Raw genomic sequence first — 17,129 nt, 5'->3', positions numbered from 1 at the left:
CGGATTGGTAGACTTGGGGCTCATCCCCGTTTGACGTAAGGATCCGCCATGCCCGCGATTGTCTTGATCGGCGCCCAGTGGGGCGATGAGGGCAAGGGTAAGGCCACCGACCTCCTCGGCCCCCGTGTCGACTATGTCGTCAAATTCAACGGCGGCAACAACGCCGGCCACACCGTAGTCGTCGGTGACGAGAAGTACGCGTTGCACCTGCTTCCCTCCGGCATCCTGAGCCCCGGTGTCGTCCCGGTGATCGCCAACGGCGTCGTCGTCGACATCGAGGTGCTGTTCCACGAGCTCGAAGCGCTCACCGCGCGGGGGGTGGATGTCTCGCGCCTCCTCGTCTCGGCGAACGCTCACGTCATCACCCAGTACCACCGCACGCTCGACAAGGTCACCGAGCGCTTCCTCGGCAAGCGGATGATCGGGACTACCGGGCGCGGCATCGGACCGGCCTACGCCGACAAGATCAACCGGGTGGGCATCCGCATCCAGGACCTGTTCGACGAGAACATCCTGCGCCAGAAGGTGGAGGGTGCACTCGAGCAGAAGAACCACCTGCTGGTGAAGATCTATAACCGGCGCGCGATCGGCGCAGAGGAGGTCGTCGCCGACCTGCTCTCCTATGTCGACAGGCTGCGCCCCATGGTCGCCGACACGAGCCTCGTGCTCAACCAGGCCCTCGATGACGGAAAGACCGTGTTGTTCGAGGGCGGCCAGGCCACCATGCTCGACGTCGATCACGGCACCTACCCCTTCGTCACCTCGTCCAACGCCACGAGCGGCGGCGCTGCCACCGGATCCGGCGTCGCGCCGAACCGCCTGGAGCGGGTCATCGCCGTCGTGAAGGCCTACACGACGCGGGTGGGTTCCGGGCCGTTCCCCACCGAGCTGCATGACGAATCCGGCGAGTTTCTTCGCTCGAAGGGCTTCGAGTGGGGAACTACCACGGGGCGCCCGCGGCGCTGTGGATGGTACGACGCCCCCGTCGCCCGGTATGCGGCACGCATCAACGGGGTTACCGACTTCGTGCTCACCAAGCTCGACGTGCTCACCGGCCTCGAGCGCATCCCGGTCTGTGTCGCCTACGACATCGACGGCGTGCGCGTCGACGAGGTGCCGGTGTCGCAGTCGGACTTCCACCACGCGGTGCCGATCTACGAGGAACTGCCCGGCTGGACCGAGGACATCACCGGCGCCCGCACATTCGACGACCTGCCGAAGAATGCGCGCGACTATGTGCTTGCGGCCGAGAAAATGAGTGGTGCACGCATTTCCGCCATCGGAGTCGGCCCCGACCGTGAGGCCATCGTGGTTCGGCACGACCTCCTGGGCTGACCGGTGACCGAGGCGGGGACGATCGAACGGCCACCGCTGGGCCGCCGGGTGCTCCGCACGTGCCTCCGTGTTGTTCGCCCGCTCATCGCCTTCACCTACGTGGCCGGCGCGCCGACCCGGATGGCCGCTGGCGTGCCGGACGATGACTCGCACGGGCTCATCGAAGGTCCGCGCGTGCTCCATATCCTCGTCGTCGGAGGCCTCAGCGGGTCATCCGTCGGCGTGCGCAGCTATGAGCTGGGCGTTGCGCACCAGTTCGCCAGAAACCTCGCGAAGGCGACCGGGCGCGGGGTCGAATGGGAGAGCATCGCCACCCCTCGGCCGCGTCTCGCTTCGACCTCGGCCGCGATCCACGCGCTCGACGGGCTGGGGAGTTTCGACGTCATTGTGCTCTCACCGGGCACGATGGACGTGCTCTCCTTCTCCTCGGTGCGACTGTGGCGTCTCGAGCTCGAGCGCCTGATCGCCTTCCTGACCGAGAAGACCTCGCCGCGTGCCCTGGTGCTGGTGACCGAAATCCCCCGGGTTTCGGGCTACGTGCAGGTCGGGCGCCTGGTGGGCCGCATCCTCGACGACGATGCCGTGCGGTTCTCCGCCATTGCGGAAGCCGCGTGTGCCCGCTCGCCGAAGACCCACCTGGTGGCCATGCCCGCGATCGAGAAATCGGACTTCGTCGACGGTGCCTTCAGCTACCAGGGGCTCTATCGCCGCTGGGGCGGCTTCCTGGCGTCCGTGGCCTCACAGCACCTGCGCTGACGACCCGACGCCTCCGTTCCTCGCTCAGACGACGCTGAAGTCCTCCGGCAGGGCACTGCGGCCGGTGAGCGCGAGGAGCACGTCCTCACCGGACCCGCGGCGGGTGGCTACCGCAGCCGCGAGCGTCACGGCATCCTCCACCGCGGCCTCGGGCAGGCCATGGGGGATACCGGATGCCCGGGAGAGGTCGATCGTGTGGACCACGAGCTCGAACACGCGCGTTCGCAGGTACTCGGGCAGGCGGATTCCCATCCCCCCGATCGACACGATCCGATTCGACGGCTGGGATTCGATCGCCGCACCGACCCGGGCCAACGCCGCGGAGACCTGCGCCACCGGATTCTCACCCAGCCACTCTCCGGCCTCGACGCCCCGGGCGGCGACGGCCGCGTCATCCGTGAAGGTGAGGTAGGCCGAGGTGTAATACGCCTCGGCCGTGGCAATGGTCACGTCGCCCGGCTCCTCCTGGAGCAGGTAGTTCTCCACCGTGAGGATGGCGCGGGCGGTGTGTCCGGCGAGGCTGCGCACCGTCCATGCTCCGAGTCCGGGCGCGGACCACTGGTCGTCCCGCATCTCACCGAGCAGACGCACGAACGCGTCGGCGGAACTGAAAAAGAGCGCGGTGTTGGTCACGCCTGCAATTATTCACTAACGCGGAGCTGTCACGGCCGCGCCGGGCAGGCGCCTCCTGCCAGACTGGGTGGTGTGACTGCAACCCGTCCTGTGCCCAGCATGATCAGCGGACGATTCGTTCGTCTCGAACCGCTGCGCCGGGAGCATCTGCCCGCACTGTTCCTGGCGATCGGGCATCCGGTTGTCTTCGCCGGGGGATACGGCGGCGGTCTGGCCGGATACCGCGACACCGAGGCGGGTTTCACCGAGTGGGCGGAGAGCTACTTCCGCTGGGACGACTGCAATCCCTACGCGGTGTTCCTCGTCGGCGGCCCTCACGACGGTGAGCTCGTCGGCACCACGACCCTCGCCGACTTCGAGCCCATGCGTGAGGCAACCCATATCGGCTGGACCGCCTACGACCCGCGGGTCTGGGGCACTGCCGTGAACGCGGAGGCGAAGCTGCTGCTGCTCGGCCTGGCCTTCGATCACGGCTTCGGTCGCGTCAAGATCCAGGCGGATGCTCTCAACGAACGGTCCCGCGCCGCGATCGCTGGCATCGGCGCGACCTTCGAAGGCATCGTGCGCCGTGACCTTCCGCGCGCGGATGGCAGCTGGCGCGACAGCGCGGTCTTCTCGATCATCGTGGATGACTGGCCCCGCGTGCGCTCCGGGCTCGAGCAGCGCCTGGAGCGCCACGGCGACCGGCCAGTGCTCTTCCGCACTCGCTCCACCACGTAGGGGCCGCACTCGGCCAACGCCCAGACGGGGATGGTCGGGTTGCCTCATGGAAATCTCTTACACCGCCATCGCCCACGCCACCGGAGGCGGCCGCGACGGCCACGTCCGTTCAGAGGATGACCGTCTCGATTTCGACACCCGTCCCCCGAAGGAACTCGGCGGCAGCGGTGAGGGGACCAACCCGGAGCAGCTCTTCGCGGCGGGATTCTCCGCCTGCTTCCTCAGCGCCCTCCACGTCGTGGGACGTTCGCTGAAGCTCGACACCTCTGACTCCTCAGTCTCGGCGAGCGTCGGCATCGGCAGCAACGGGGAAGGCGGATTCGGCCTCGCCGTCGAGCTCGACATCTACACCCCGCACGTGCCGGCGGACCGCCAGCAGGAACTCACGGATGCCGCCCACCGCGTCTGCCCGTACTCCAATGCCACGCGGGGCAACATCGAGGTGACTCTGACGTTGGTCGAGTAGCGTCCGCGAGCGCGCGTATCGAGACTCACGCCCGGTAGCCTCGAACCATGCCCGACTCTCTCGATTCCGCCGCCCAACTCCTGAGCCTCCGTCAGAGCATCGACAATGTCGATGCCGCCCTCGTGCACCTTCTCGCCGAGCGTTTCAAGTTCACCCAGCAAGTGGGGCGCCTCAAGGCATCCAGCGGTCTGCCGGCGGCCGACCCGAGCCGGGAACTGGAGCAGATCACCAAGCTGAAGGCGCTGGCATCCGAGTCGCACCTCGACCCCGCGTTCGGCGAGAAGTTCCTCAACTTCATCATCGCGGAGGTCATCCACCAGCACGAGCAGATCGCCAGCACCGGCACGATCGCCACCCACTCCAAATGAGCTGGGATCCGCGGTCCATCCCCTCGCAGGCTGGCAAGACTTTCGTCGTGACAGGAGGCAACGCCGGAATCGGCTACTTCATCAGTGAACAGCTCGCGGCAGCCGGCGGGCACGTCATCATCGCGTGCCGCAGCGCTGCCAAGGCGGATGCCGCCATCGCCGCGATCCACGCGCGCACCCCCGAGGCGCAGCTGGAGCACGTGGCGCTCGGCCTCTCCTCCCACGCCTCGGTGCGTTCCGCCGCGGCAACACTGACTGGACGACGCATCGACGCGATCATCGAGAACGCCGGCTCGATCATGCCCAGCAAGAAGCGAGAAACCACCGTGGATGGCAACGAGGTGATGTTCGGCACCAACCACCTCGGGCATTTCCTGCTCACCGCACTGCTCTACCCCACGCTGGCAGCGACCCCCGGCGCCCGCGTGGTCACGATGGGGAGCGGTGCGACCCGTCTGACCAAGGCGCACCTCACCGATCTCCAGAGCTCTTCCTCCTTTGCGCCGTTCGCCGCCTATGGCCAGTCCAAGCACGCGACCCAGTCCTTCGGGTTCGAGCTCGACCGCCGGCTGCGCGCCGCGCGCGGTTCCGTCACGTCGCTCGTGGCGCATCCGGGCAGCGGCATCGACGGCCTCAGCCCGCACCGTGCCGGCGTGACGAATCCCTCGGCGGGCGGCCGCCTGTTCGCCCGCGTCTTCCCCTTCGTCGGCGGCGGAAAGGACCGTGCCGCCTGGTCCGCTGTTCGTGCGGCGACAGATCCGGATGCCGTCGGCGGCCAGTACTGGGGCCCGCGTGGTGGTTTCAGCGGCCCTCCCGTGCGCCAGAAGCCCGTGGCATCCAGTAGCAGCGCGGCCTTCGGGGCGGCCCTCTGGTCCGCGTCGGAGAAGCTCGTCGGGCAGGCGTTCGGGGTCTAGGCGGTGGGGGGTGCCAGCGGTGGGGTGCCAGCGGTGGGGTGCCGGCGGTGGGGTGCCGGCGGTGGGGTGCCCTCGATGGGGGTGCCGGCGGTGGGGTGCCCTCGATGGGGGTGCCAGCGGTGTCTCCAGCCGGCGGTGTCTCCAGCCGGCAGCGTCTCCAGCCGTCGGTCAGCCCCCGGCCGATCCGCCACAAACTGTCGCCAGGCAGGCGAATGTCGGCAGTTTCTGACGGTTCGCGCGAGGGGTCTGGTGGTGGTCGCGCCTTTCGTTCGGCGATCCGTCGAAAACGGTCCCCTGGCGGGTGGCTGTCAGCAGTGTGTGACCGTTCGCGTGCGGGCGCCCCTGGCACGGGCCAGGCTCGCGTCCACACGATCCGTCACAAACTGTCCCCAAGCCAGCGGGCGCCAGCGGTAGGTGACGGTTCGCTGGTCGTGCCCGGTGGCTCGGCCCTCTCAGGCCGTCCAACCCGCGGCTTCCAGCGCGGTCCGCACCTTGCCGAGCAGGGTTGCTCGCTGCTGCATCAGGCTCTTGTTGACGCGGATCACCCGCCACCTTTCCTCCATGAAGGCGTCGAGGCGGGCGATGTCGGTGTGGAACTGGCCCTCGTCCGAGCGGTGCTGGCCCCCGTCGTATTCGAGCAGCACCCGGTACCTCGGATACGCAAGATCGCCGAGCCCGATCACCACCCCGAAACTGTTGCAGATCACCACATTCACCGCGGGCTCCGGCAGCCCGGCCCGCACAATCAGGAGCCGGAGGACGGTCTCGCGGGCCGAGTCCGTGCGGCAGCGGATCTCGGGTAACGCTCGACGAAGGTTGTGGGCCCCACGCCTGGCGCCCCATTCCTCAACCGCTGCCGCGAGGTCCGCGAGAGTCGCGAAGGGGGACTGGCGACACACGAGCCCGTCGCCCATGACGATCAGCTCATCGACGGAGAGTTCGGCGGCAAGGTGACACCACGTCTCGACCGGATCGCTCACCCTGAGACCGTTCGGGAGCAGGCGTGTCCGCACGCTCGACAGCTGTTCGTGGCCACGCACACCGCGGGTTCTCGGGGCTCGGCGAGGCGATGGCACCGAGACATCCAGCAATTTCGGCACGGCGGCCTCCGGCAGTCGGAGCGCCAGCAGTGCGGCGGCAGTCCAGTGACTGAAGTACTGGACTGCTGGCATGCGGGTGGCGTAGGCGGCCGCGAGGTCAGCGACGCCGTCGGGGAGTCTGCGGGGCATCCGGATGCCGTGAAATGGGCGGCGGAGGTCGCTGCCTCGAAGGCGCCCGGCTCCGACACCCAGTCGAGCGGCCTCTTCGACGGTGAACGGTCGAGAGGCCAGGACCGGTGGAAGCGGATGGTTTCGGCGCATGCGAACACGATGCAGCATGCAGCATCCCCCCGGCGTCCGCGTGACGGATATCGGGAACGATCGCCGGGAACCCCTCCCGGTGGAGGAGGAGACTTGCCGCCGGCCGCCGGCCGCCCGTCGCGAACCGTCTTATAGCCGCAGTCATCCAGCAGTTAGCGCCGGGTGGGGGCGGCCGTTCGACAGGGGAGTTCCCCCGGAACCGGCCGCCCGTCGCGAACGGCTCAGTGGGCGAGACTTCTCAGCCGTTTGTGGCGGGTGGTCGAAGCGCGGCACCGGGAGCCGCCCAGCTACCGGTCTCCCGTGAAGATCACCTCACGGGCCGGACCTGCCCGCTGCAGCGCAGCGTGGCACCCGACCTCAGTACCCGACGACCGGTCCGAAGTGCTCCGCGAGGGTGCCGCGGTGTGTGGCGCGCAACTCGTCGAGTGTGAGGGCGAACTGGTCCTGCACCTCGAGGCCCGTGCCATCCGTCACTCCGACGCGCAATGCGGGCACGCCGCGTCCCTCGCAGAGGCCGATGAAGCGAACGTCGTCTTCGCGCGGAACCGAGACGATCGCCCGGGCGCCCGACTCGCTGAAGAATGCGGCCGTCGCGTCGACGCCGTCGCGCTCCATGAGTTCGGTGATCCACAGCCGGGCGCCGACACCGAAGCGCAGCACCGACTCGGAGACGGCCTGGATGAGGCCCCCGTCGGAGAGGTCGTGCGCGGACGCGATGATGTTCTGCTCCGAACCCGACTTGATGAGCCCGGCCAGCGCCTGCTCCGCGGCGAAATCGACGATCGGGGGATGACCGCCGAGGTGGGAATGGATGACTCCCGCCCACGCCGATCCGTCGAGCTCGTCACGCGTGGTGCCGAGCAGGTAGATGTTGTTGCCCTCGTCCTGCCAGCCGCTCGGGATGCGGTCGGCGACGTCGTCGATCACGCCGAGCACCGCCACGACCGGAGTCGGGTGGATCGGCACGTCCCCGGTCTGGTTGTAGAACGAGACGTTGCCTCCCGTGACGGGGATCTCGAGCTCGAGGCATCCGTCGGCCAGTCCCTCGACCGCCTTCGAGAACTGCCACATCACCTCGGGGTTCTCGGGGGAACCGAAGTTGAGGCAGTCGGAGACGGCCACCGGGGTCGCACCGGTGACGGCCACGTTGCGGAAGGCCTCGGCGAGGGCGAGCTGCGCGCCCCGGTAGGGGTCGAGGTAGGCGTAGCGACCGTTGGCATCGGTCGCGACGGCGAATCCGAGGCCGCTCTCCTCGTCGACGCGAACCATGCCGCCGTCATCCGGGAACGACAGCGCCGTGTTGCCCATGACATAACGGTCGTACTGGTTGGTGATCCAGTCCTTCGAGGCGAGGTTGCCGCTGCCGAGAAGGGCGATCGCCTGTTCGCGAAGCTCGGTGGGGGATGCCGCGCGCGGCAGCGAGGATGCGGAATCGGCCTGAAGCGCATCGATCCAGGTCGGGTAGGCGACCGGGCGTTCGTACACCGGACCGTCGACGGCGACCGTGCGTGGCAGCACGTTGACAATCTCCTCGCCGTGCCAGTTGATGATGAGCCGCCCGGTATCGGTGACCTCACCGAGCACAGAGGTCTCCACATCCCACTTCGCGGTGACCGCGAGGAATCCTTTTAGTTTCTCGGGCGTCACGATCGCCATCATGCGCTCCTGCGACTCCGACATGAGGATCTCCTCGGCGGTCAGCGTCGGATCCCGAAGCAGCACCTTCTCGAGCTCGATGAACATGCCGCCGTCACCGTTGGAGGCGAGCTCCGAGGTGGCGCAGCTGATGCCGGCGGCCCCGAGGTCCTGGATGCCCTCGACAAGTTCCTGCTGGAACAACTCGAGGCAGCACTCGATGAGCACCTTCTCGGCGAAAGGGTCGCCGACCTGCACGGCGGGACGCTTGGTCGGACCGCCCGCAGAAAACGAATCGGAGGCCAGGATGGATGCTCCGCCGATGCCGTCGCCGCCGGTGCGAGCGCCGAACAGCACGACCTTGTTGCCCACGCCCCGCGCATTCGCGAGGTGCAGGTCTTCGTGGCGCAGTACGCCGACGGCCAGGGCGTTCACGAGAGGATTGGCCTGGTAGACGGAGTCGAACCAGGTCTCGCCACCGATGTTGGGAAGCCCGAGGCAGTTGCCGTAGAACGAGATGCCGGCGACGACACCGTGCACGACGCGGGCGGTATCCGGGTCGTCGATCGCACCGAAGCGCAGGGCATCCATCACCGCGACCGGTCGGGCGCCCATCGAGATGATGTCGCGCACGATTCCCCCGACGCCGGTGGCCGCGCCCTGGAACGGCTCGATGTACGACGGATGGTTGTGGCTCTCGATCTTGAAGGTCACGGCCCAGCCCTGGCCGACATCCACGACGCCCGCGTTCTCGCCCATGCCCACCATGAGGTTCTCGCGCATCTTCGGCGTCGTCTTGTCGCCGAACTGACGCAGGTACATCTTCGAGGACTTGTAGGAACAGTGCTCGCTCCACATGACCGAGTACATCGCGAGTTCACCGCTCGTGGGCCGGCGGCCGAGGATCTCGCGAATGCTCGCGTATTCGTCGGGCTTGAGGCCGAGGGCCGCGTAGGGCTGCTCCCTGTCGGGGGTGGCTGCGGCGTTCGAAACAGTGTCGGGGACAGAAACTGGTGGGGTGCTCACGGGCGCTAAGACTCCTGGATCGAGGGCGTGCCGGAAGCCCCAATTCTACCGGCGCCGAGGCTCGTGATTCAGCGCGGGAGCAGCCGGCTGAGGAATGCCTTCTTTCGGGAGTAGCCGTTGCCCTCGAGGAAGGTGAAGAGGGGATCGGTGATACGGCTGGTGGGGTACGAGTGGGTGAACACCGGCGCGGCGGCGGCCCTGGTCGCCGGGACCCTGCCAGCGGTGCTGTGCTCGGTGAACGCGTAGGTGCTCTTCTTCTCATCGAGCTGGACGCTGACGCGATAGTCCAGGTCCACAGCACCCGCCTCGCCGAGATCCTCGAACGCGGCGCGCCTGGCATCCCAGGTTCCGATGATCGTTTCGCCCCGCACTTCGAAGCGGAAGGGCTCCTCCGGGTCGTTGAGAGCGGTGACGAGGCGCAGGAGGATGGTGAGGCTGGTTGCCATCCGCTCACATTAAAGCCACGGGCTCATCGGCGGCAGCCCCCACTCGCGGGTGATTCTCGCCTCAGCCGTGCAGCAAAAACCGCCTACTCTTGGCGTCATGTCGGACTGGAAATCGTGGATCGGACTCGGCATCGCCGTGGTCATCGCCCTCGTCGCCGTGCTCGTGGTGGTGGTGGTCACTTCGCTAGCCGCGCGGCTCACCGCACGCCGCGAGAGCTGGGCGCGAGCGCTCATCCTGCGGGCCCGGATGCCGTATCGCGTGTTCCTGCTCGTGGTCGCGCTCTGGATCGCCGTCCACCTCACCCTGCCGGCGGGGGTGCCGCTCGCCAGCGTCGACCATGGATTCCTCATCGGCACGATCGCCGCGGGGGCCTGGCTCGCGGCGGCCCTGGTCAGCTTCGGACTCGGTCTCGCAACCGGCAGGTACCGCACGGATGTCGCGGACAACAAGCGCGCCCGTCGCGCCCAGACCCAGATCGCCATCGTGCGCCGCCTGGCGAGTGTCATCATCGTCATCATCGGAATCGCGTCGATCCTGCTCACCTTCCCCGGGGTGCAGGCGGTCGGGGCGAGCGTCCTCGCCTCCGCCGGTGTCGTATCGATCGTTGCCGGCCTCGCCGCGCAATCGACTCTCGCCAACGTGTTCGCCGGAATCCAGCTCGCCTTCAGCGATGCCATCAGGGTGGATGACGTGGTGATAGCTGAGACCGAATGGGGGCGGATCGAGGAGATCACGCTCACCTATGTCGTCGTCCACATCTGGGACGATCGGCGCCTCGTGCTCCCTTCCACCTACTTCACCAACACCCCGTTCGAGAACTGGACGAGACACTCCAGCGAGCTCCTCGGCTCGATCGAGTTCGACCTCGACTGGCAGGCGAGCCCGTCGCAGATGCGCGAACGGCTCGATGCGATTCTGGCCGAGTCGCCACTGTGGGACGGTCGCACCGGGGTGCTTCAGGTGACCGATGCCGTCGGTGGCTTTGTGCGCTTCCGCGTCCTGGTCTCGGCTGTCGACGCCCCCACCCTCTTCGATCTCCGCTGCCACGTGCGCGAACAGCTGGTGCAGTGGCTGCACGAGACGGATGTCGCGGCACTGCCCCGCACGCGGATCCAGTCCGTCGAACCGGCGTCCCGCCCGAAGGAGAAGTCCCCATCGACCGAGCCGATCGGACTCTTCACCGGAACCCGGGAGGCCAAGGAGCGGGCGAGCCAGTTCACCGGCACGATGCCGATCATCGATCCGGATCGCACCTGACGGGCCGACCAGCCGCCCCGGGTGCCCGCCGCGGGGGCGCTGGCTCCGCCGGGCGCTCGCTGCGGCGGGATCGACGTCGCCGGGAACCGCTCAGGCCGAAATGAGTGCCGCGATCGCGCTCGTGAACACGGTGAGTCCGTCGGTTCCGTTGCGCATCGCGAGAGCGGTATCGGGGCCGAATCCTTCTTCGGTCGCGTGCTCCGGATGCGGCATGAGGCCAACGACATTGCCGCGGGCGTTAGTGATGCCGGCGATGTCGTCGAGTGAGCCGTTGGGGTTGACGTCAAGGTAGCGGAAGACCACCCTCCCCTCACCTTCGAGCCGCGCGATGGTCTCGGAGTCGGCGATGAAGCCGCCTTCCCCGTTCTTCAACGGGATGGTGATCTCGGCGCCGGATTCGAATTCATTGGTCCAGGCTGTGGAGGTGTTCTCGACTCGCAGCTTCTGGTCGCGGCAGATGAAGCTGCCGTGGTCGTTGCGGATCAGCCCGCCCTCGAGCAGGTGCGCCTCGGTGAGCATCTGGAATCCGTTGCAGATACCGAGCACCGGCATCCCCTTGCCCGCCGCATCGATGACCTCCGCCATGATCGGCGAGAGGGAGGCGATGGCACCGCAGCGCAGATAGTCGCCATAGCTGAAGCCACCCGGCAACACGATCGCGTCGACGCCCTCGAGCGAGTGGGAGCCGTGCCAGAGGGCGACCGGGGTGGCTCCGGCCAGTCGAACGGCGCGCTGGGCATCCCGGTCGTCGAGGGAACCGGGGAAGGTGATGACGCCGATGCTGGTCATGACGCGGCGGAGGTGGAATCGACAGTGATCGAGACGACGTCTTCGATTACGGAGTTGGAGAACATGTCGTTCGCCAGTCGCGTGACCTCGGCGAGCACCTCATCCGTGACCTCATCAACAGTCACTTCGAAACGCTTGCCGATGCGCACGCCAGCGATGCCAGACGTGCCGAGGCGATGAAGAGCACCGGCGACGGCCTTGCCCTGAGGGTCGAGAAGCTCGGGCTTCGGCATGACCTCGACGACGATTACGGGCACAAGTCACTCCAGGAGTTCGCCTATGGGTGGATGTTCCGAGTCTACCGGAGTGCATGCCGGGACCCTCCGCGCAAGCCCCACGCCGGATCGGCGGGCCATCGGTACGCTCGATCCATGTTCACCAAGAAGCCCCTCACCGTGCCCGTGCCCAACCTGCGCACCTCGTCAGCGGTCTGGAGTGACACCTTCGGGCGCCTCGCCCAGCGTTGTGGCCAGGCGCTGCTCGTGCTGTCGATCGTGGTGGTCATCGTCTATGCGGCGACCCAGCTGCAGCTCGTGGTGGTGCCGGTGCTTCTCGCCCTGATCGTGGCATCCGCGTTCCGGCCGGTGGTGCGACTGCTCGAGAAGCACATGCCGCGGGTCCTGGCCGCGATCATCTCGCTGCTTGCCGGCGTGATCGTGTTCGGCGGGGTGATCACGATCGCGGTCTTCCAAGTGCAGTCGCAGTTCTCCACGCTGCAGAAGTCGGTGAGTTCCGGCATCAACACCGTCGCCGATTTCGTGCAGAACGGACCCCTCAACATCGACGCGAAGCAGATCAGCGATGTGCAGAAGACCCTGGTCGATTTCGTCACGAGTGCGCAGTTCGGATCCGGTGCGCTCGCCGGGGTCTCGACCGCGGCCGAGCTCGTCACCGGCGCCGTACTCACGGTTATCGTGCTCTTCTATTTCATGAAGGATGGGCCGATGATCTGGGCCTTCCTCATCACGCCATTCCAGCCCGTGATGCATGCCAAGCTGCGCCGGGCCGGGGACAGCGCGGTCGAGACCCTCGGGGGCTACGTGCGGGGGACCGCGATAATCGCGCTCGTCGACTCGGTGTTCATCGGGGTCGCCATGCTGATCCTGCAGGTGCCGTTGGCGATCCCGCTGGCGATCCTCGTGTTCATCGGTGCGTTCATCCCGCTGGTCGGTGCGACGGCAACGGGCATCATCGCCGCCCTCGTCACCCTCGTGACGAACGGGCTCACTGCCGCGATCGTGGTCGCGATCGTCGTGATCGCGGTGCAGCAGATCGAAGGCAACTTCCTCTCCCCCTTCGTGATGGGAAAATCGCTCAAGTTGCATGGCCTTGTCGTGCTGCTGGCGCTCACCGCCGGCACCATCCTCGGCGGAATCTTCGGCACCCTGATCTCGGTGCCCGCGGCCGCGGTAGCGTGGGCGATCATCAAGCGCTGGAACGATCCCATCACTCCGGTGCCCGGTGTCGACACGGCCAAGCGGGCCTCAGCCGCGGCGTGAGTGGTTGCGCCGGAGCGGCGCGAGCAGGCTGAGCGGCACGGAGTCGAGCACGAACTCCGCCCACTCCCGGTACCCGGAGGGGCCGGGGTGAAAGAGGTCCGTCGCCCAGAACGTCGGGGTGTACGGCGGCGGTTTCGGCAGGGCGAATACCCGGTCGAGGCCGCGCACGGCCGCGCGTGCCGCGTCGTCGAGGCTCGCCGCATGCAGGGCGAGGTTCCAGCGCAGCGGGCTCTGGAGGCTGCGGAAGCGGTCGAACCGGGGCATCAGCGAGACGAGGAGCAGGGCATCCGGGTTCACGGCGCGAAGCCGTCGCACGATCTCGCGCACATCCCGGGCGAAGGCACGGCGGGAGCGCAGGCCGAGTGCGTCATTGGCGCCGATGGTGAGAAAGACCACGTCGTAGGTCGCTGCCGTGGCGTCGTCCAGGAAGCGTTCGAGGATGTCGCGGGAGGTCGCTCCGTTCTCGCCGATGGCCGTCCAACTGGTTCCACGGTCGAAGCGGTCACCGAATTCGTGGGCGAGACTGCCCGGCAGCGCCTCGCTCTGGCTGTCGGCGCCGACCCCGGCCGCCGTCGAGTCGCCGAGCACGAGAAGACGGATCAGGTCCGCGCCCGGCAGCGATCCACTCCAGGGAAGCGCCGCATCCGGCAGGCGTGGGATGCTCGCACGCGCCCGTCGCGCCTGCACGAGCAGCACCGGGGCGAGCGGTATGGCGGCGGCCCGGCTCAGCAGGTTCGGGCGGAGATTCATCATTCCAGTGATTTTAGGCTGCGCGCACCGGGCGAATTGCCAGGACTTTTTTTCGGACCGGGTGCATCCGTTCGGGTCATTGCGCCCGTAGTACCCGATAAGAGCATGATCAGCATGCTCGCGAATTGGAGCAGACACGTGAAAACTCGAATCATGGCCGGCGGCGCTGCCGGTGCATTCCTTCTCGTCGCACTCGCGGCGCCGCTTCCGGCCTCGGCTGCAACGAACGCGCAGCTCTCCGTGTTGCACGGCGTGCCCGGTGTCACCGTCGACGTCTGGGTGAATGGAGCCCTCACCCTCGACAACTTCACCCCCGGCACCCTCGCCGGGCCCCTCAGCCTCGCCCCCGGCACCTATTCGGTCGCGATCACCTCGTCCACGGCGACCTCCGCCACGGACTCCGTCGTCATCGGCCCGGTCGACCTCCCGCTCGCGGACGGCGGCAACTACACCGCCGTCGCGCACCTCTCGGCAACGGGCACCCCCACCGCCACGCTGTTCACGAATGACATCTCCAAGACCGCCGCTGGCCAGGGCCGCCTCACCGTGCGCCACGTCGCCGCCGCCCCGGCCGTCGACGTGCTCGCGGGCGGATCGCCCGTTGTCAGTGGGTTGACAAACCCCAACGAGCAGATCCTCAACCTCGCACCGGCCACGGTCTCGGCCTCCGTCGTCGCGGCCGGCACGACCACTCCCGTGCTCATCGGACCGGCGGATGTCGCCATCCAGGAGGGCGTGAACACGATCGTCTACGCCTACGGCAGTGCTGCGGACAGCACACTCGCCCTCGCAGTGCAGACCATCACCGGACTGCACACCCCGCCGGCGGGCGTTCCCGCCGGTGAGACCGGCGCGGCAGCACGCGCCGAATCGGCACAGACCCTGTCGACGATCGGTCTCGGAGCATTCGGGTTGCTCCTCGCCGCCGCCGCTGTGCTGGTGGTCGCTCGCAGGAAGGTCGGGTCGCGCGCCTGACGGCGCAGCGCCTGAAGAGGAACCTGCAGTGAGAATGACGGGAAGGGCCGGACTCGGCGCCCTGCTGGCGCTCTGCCTGGCCCTTCCCGTGCTCGCCGGTTGCACGGCAGCACCCCCACCCGTGGCGAAACCCACCGCGACGACGACGCCGAGCCCTCGACCGACGGCTCCCGTCATCCCTAAGGCCGATGCCTCGCTCGGCAGCCTCTCGGTCGCGTCGGTCGTCGCGCCGGTGCGCATCCGATTCGACCGGCTGGGCATCGACATGACGGTCACCGCGGAGGGGGTCGATGCCAAGGGGGCCATGGCCCTTCCGGCCAACGCCGCCGATGCGGGATGGTATCGCTACAGCCCAGGACTCGCCGCGAGCCAGGGCGCGACCGTGATTGCGGCCCACATCGATTCCTGGCACGACGGAATCGGACCGTTCAGCAAGCTCAAGAACGCGGCAGCGGGAGACACCATCACCCTTCTGGGAGAAGATGGTTCGACCCTCGCCTACACGGTGACCGAGCTGCGACAGGTGGGAAAGATCGACGCCCCGATGGCAGAGGTCTTCGACACCACCGGCGCACCGCGTCTCACCCTGGTGACCTGCGGCGGCGTCTTCAACTCGAAGACGGGGCACTACCTCGACAACGTCATCGTCACGGCGACCCCGCTCGCCGCGGCGCCCGCGGGCAATTGACCGTTCGCCAGCCGAGATATTCACTCCGAGCGCGGGGGAGACTAGGTTGAACGACAACAGAGTCCCTCCTCCCGGCGACCACCCCTCGCCGGCCGGCGTCAGGATGCCCGTGTCCGAGCTGCTCCAGAACCACGACGAGTCGTCTCTCGTCGCGAGCTTCCAGGCGGGCGATGAGCGGGCCCTCGCCACCGTCTACGAGAGATGGGCGCGGCTGGTCTACGGGATGTCGATGCGATCACTGGCCAATGTCGCCGATGCTGAGGACGTGACCCAGCGCGTATTCGTCTCGGCCTGGCTCGGCCGGGCGAGTTTCGATCCCGAGCGCGCGCGCCTGTCGGCCTGGCTGGTCGGCATCACCAAGAACACGATCGCGGATGCGCACGAACGGCGGGCGCGCGATCGCCGCGATCGCGAGGCCCTCATCCAGAGTCTCGACCGTGAGGTCACGGACTGGCCCGACGATCTCGCCGAGCGTCTCGTGGTGGCGGATGCTCTCGCCGACCTTCCGGAGACGCCGAGGCAGATCATGAGGCTGGCGTTTTACGATCGGCTCACCCACACGCAGATCGCCGAACGGCTCGGCCTTCCGCTCGGAACCGTGAAAAGTCATATCCGCCGAAGTCTCGACCGGCTACGAACAAGATTGGAGGTGAGCGATGATGAGTGACAGTACGGTTCCGGATGCCGGACACGGCGATCCCGAGATCCTGGCCATGATGGCCATGGGAGAGCCCGATATCCCGCTCGCCGACGAGCTCCACGTGCAGGAGTGCCCCGAGTGCCTCGAGGAGCTGAACAGTCTTGTGCGGGTGGCGACCCTTGCCCGTTCCGTCTCGCCGCTCGAGCATCCGCTCGATGCGCCGGGACCGGCGGTCTGGGGATCGATCAGCCGCACGCTCGGCCTCGCTGCCGACGTGATGCCCGCACCGATCCAGACCACCGCGGTCTTCGAGACCGCTGCGGTCCCCGAGCCTGCGCCCCTGGAGACTTCTGCTTCTTCCGACCCGGAACCCGTTCTGCCCATCGCCTCCCGATCGTCCGGGCGCGCTCGCCGCAGTCATCGACGCCGAAACCGGATGCTCGTTCCCGTGCTCGCGGGCGCGCTCGCGGTGGTCGTGTCGGCCGGGGCGATTCTCGTTGCGACGACCGTGCTTGCTCCGAAGTCCGAGGCGCCCAAGCCGACCGTGCTCGCCGAGGCACGTCTCGAGCCCCTTCCCGATTGGACCGGCGCCTCCGGCGAAGCTGTGGTCGAGCAGACGGGCTCCGGACGGCAGGTCGTCGTCACCGTCTCCGAGCCGCGCACGGCGCCCGGCTACCGCGAGGTCTGGCTCATCTCCAGCGACCTCAGCAAGCTGATCAGCGTTGGCGTTCTCGTGGGCACGGAAGGCAGATTCACGATCCCCGCCGATGTGAAGCTGGCCGACTATCCGATCGTGGATGTCTCGAGCGAGAAGCCGGACGGCAACCCGTCACACTCGGGAGACTCGATCGTGCGCGGCACGCTCTAGGC

Annotated in this window: 19 protein-coding genes; 12 read left to right on the top strand and 7 right to left on the bottom strand. The window is 67.7% G+C overall.

Translation table 11 applies throughout. The annotated features are described in order from the left end of the window. Positions 1-48 precede the first annotated feature (48 nt). Both VLI63_RS06795 and VLI63_RS06790 read left to right on the top strand, forming a co-directional pair. The gene (locus VLI63_RS06795; RefSeq protein ID WP_409156106.1) at positions 49-1,335 is read left to right on the top strand and encodes an adenylosuccinate synthase; all 1,287 of its coding nucleotides are present in this window, start codon (positions 49-51) and stop codon (positions 1,333-1,335) included. A gap of 3 nt (positions 1,336-1,338) precedes the next feature. Next, positions 1,339-2,091: a hypothetical protein gene (locus tag VLI63_RS06790; RefSeq protein WP_409156105.1), complete on the top strand. Its 753-nt coding sequence runs from the start codon at positions 1,339-1,341 to the stop codon at positions 2,089-2,091. Between the two features lie 24 nt (positions 2,092-2,115). Here VLI63_RS06790 and VLI63_RS06785 read toward each other — a convergent pair whose 3' ends face one another. Beyond that, the gene (locus tag VLI63_RS06785) at positions 2,116-2,724 is read right to left on the bottom strand and encodes a maleylpyruvate isomerase family mycothiol-dependent enzyme (RefSeq protein ID WP_409156104.1); all 609 of its coding nucleotides are present in this window, start codon (positions 2,722-2,724) and stop codon (positions 2,116-2,118) included. Positions 2,725-2,796: 72 nt separating this feature from the next. Between VLI63_RS06785 and VLI63_RS06780 the strand changes: the two genes are divergently transcribed. The 4 genes from VLI63_RS06780 to VLI63_RS06765 are packed head-to-tail and all read left to right on the top strand — an operon-like array spanning position 2,797 to position 5,192. Next, entirely contained in the window at positions 2,797-3,444 is a 648-nt protein-coding gene (locus VLI63_RS06780) for a GNAT family N-acetyltransferase (RefSeq protein ID WP_409156103.1), read from the top strand. Between the two features lie 46 nt (positions 3,445-3,490). Next, positions 3,491-3,910: an organic hydroperoxide resistance protein gene (locus VLI63_RS06775; RefSeq protein ID WP_409156102.1), complete on the top strand. Its 420-nt coding sequence runs from the start codon at positions 3,491-3,493 to the stop codon at positions 3,908-3,910. Between the two features lie 47 nt (positions 3,911-3,957). Then, positions 3,958-4,278 (top strand): chorismate mutase, encoded by a 321-nt coding sequence (locus VLI63_RS06770; RefSeq protein ID WP_409156101.1) that lies wholly within the window; start codon positions 3,958-3,960, stop codon positions 4,276-4,278. Next, a complete protein-coding gene (locus tag VLI63_RS06765; RefSeq protein ID WP_409156100.1) occupies positions 4,275-5,192 on the top strand; it encodes an SDR family NAD(P)-dependent oxidoreductase in 918 nt (305 codons plus the stop codon). The genes VLI63_RS06770 and VLI63_RS06765 overlap by 4 nt, the downstream gene beginning before the upstream one ends. Positions 5,193-5,644: 452 nt before the next feature. Here the strand turns inward: VLI63_RS06765 and VLI63_RS06760 are convergent, their stop codons facing one another. From VLI63_RS06760 to VLI63_RS06750, 3 genes are all read right to left on the bottom strand, one after another. After that, entirely contained in the window at positions 5,645-6,553 is a 909-nt protein-coding gene (locus tag VLI63_RS06760) for a hypothetical protein (RefSeq protein WP_409156099.1), read from the bottom strand. Between the two features lie 357 nt (positions 6,554-6,910). Further along, entirely contained in the window at positions 6,911-9,214 is a 2,304-nt protein-coding gene (gene purL, locus VLI63_RS06755) for a phosphoribosylformylglycinamidine synthase subunit PurL (protein ID WP_409156098.1), read from the bottom strand. A gap of 68 nt (positions 9,215-9,282) precedes the next feature. Then, the gene (locus tag VLI63_RS06750; RefSeq protein WP_409156097.1) at positions 9,283-9,660 is read right to left on the bottom strand and encodes a hypothetical protein; all 378 of its coding nucleotides are present in this window, start codon (positions 9,658-9,660) and stop codon (positions 9,283-9,285) included. A 97-nt stretch (positions 9,661-9,757) separates the two neighbouring features. On the opposite strand from VLI63_RS06750, the gene VLI63_RS06745 reads away from it, so the two are divergent. Beyond that, on the top strand, positions 9,758-10,918 hold the full coding sequence (locus tag VLI63_RS06745; protein ID WP_409156096.1) for a mechanosensitive ion channel family protein: 1,161 nt from the start codon (positions 9,758-9,760) through the stop codon (positions 10,916-10,918). Between the two features lie 90 nt (positions 10,919-11,008). On the opposite strand, the gene purQ is transcribed toward VLI63_RS06745, so the two are convergent. Both purQ and purS read right to left on the bottom strand, forming a co-directional pair. After that, positions 11,009-11,707 carry a phosphoribosylformylglycinamidine synthase subunit PurQ gene (gene purQ / locus VLI63_RS06740; protein WP_409156095.1) on the bottom strand — a complete coding sequence of 233 codons (699 nt, stop codon included), beginning with the start codon at positions 11,705-11,707 and terminating at the stop codon, positions 11,009-11,011. Then, on the bottom strand, positions 11,704-11,964 hold the full coding sequence (purS, locus tag VLI63_RS06735; RefSeq protein ID WP_409156094.1) for a phosphoribosylformylglycinamidine synthase subunit PurS: 261 nt from the start codon (positions 11,962-11,964) through the stop codon (positions 11,704-11,706). The genes purQ and purS overlap by 4 nt, the downstream gene beginning before the upstream one ends. 114 nt (positions 11,965-12,078) lie before the next feature. Between purS and VLI63_RS06730 the strand changes: the two genes are divergently transcribed. Then, positions 12,079-13,206, top strand: a complete 1,128-nt coding sequence (locus tag VLI63_RS06730; protein WP_409156093.1) for an AI-2E family transporter — start codon at positions 12,079-12,081, stop codon at positions 13,204-13,206. Here VLI63_RS06730 and VLI63_RS06725 read toward each other — a convergent pair. Further along, positions 13,192-13,959 (bottom strand): SGNH/GDSL hydrolase family protein, encoded by a 768-nt coding sequence (locus VLI63_RS06725; RefSeq protein ID WP_409156092.1) that lies wholly within the window; start codon positions 13,957-13,959, stop codon positions 13,192-13,194. The genes VLI63_RS06730 and VLI63_RS06725 overlap by 15 nt on opposite strands. A 135-nt stretch (positions 13,960-14,094) precedes the next feature. Here VLI63_RS06725 and VLI63_RS06720 point away from each other — a divergent pair, with 135 nt between their 5' ends. From VLI63_RS06720 to VLI63_RS06705, 4 genes are all read left to right on the top strand, one after another. Further along, positions 14,095-14,931 carry a DUF4397 domain-containing protein gene (locus VLI63_RS06720; RefSeq protein WP_409156091.1) on the top strand — a complete coding sequence of 279 codons (837 nt, stop codon included), beginning with the start codon at positions 14,095-14,097 and terminating at the stop codon, positions 14,929-14,931. 34 nt (positions 14,932-14,965) lie between these two features. Then, the gene (locus VLI63_RS06715) at positions 14,966-15,619 is read left to right on the top strand and encodes a class F sortase (protein ID WP_409156592.1); all 654 of its coding nucleotides are present in this window, start codon (positions 14,966-14,968) and stop codon (positions 15,617-15,619) included. A 103-nt stretch (positions 15,620-15,722) separates the two neighbouring features. After that, a complete protein-coding gene (locus tag VLI63_RS06710) occupies positions 15,723-16,286 on the top strand; it encodes a sigma-70 family RNA polymerase sigma factor (RefSeq protein WP_409156591.1) in 564 nt (187 codons plus the stop codon). Continuing rightward, positions 16,276-17,127 carry an anti-sigma factor domain-containing protein gene (locus VLI63_RS06705; protein WP_409156090.1) on the top strand — a complete coding sequence of 284 codons (852 nt, stop codon included), beginning with the start codon at positions 16,276-16,278 and terminating at the stop codon, positions 17,125-17,127. The genes VLI63_RS06710 and VLI63_RS06705 overlap by 11 nt, the downstream gene beginning before the upstream one ends. Positions 17,128-17,129: the final 2 nt, after the last annotated feature.

It is taken from the genome of Lacisediminihabitans sp. H27-G8, from assembly GCF_046156175.1.
GTDB lineage: Bacteria > Actinomycetota > Actinomycetes > Actinomycetales > Microbacteriaceae > Lacisediminihabitans.
Note: the sequence above shows the minus strand (reverse complement) of the source record. Positions and strands in the feature narration are given on the sequence as shown.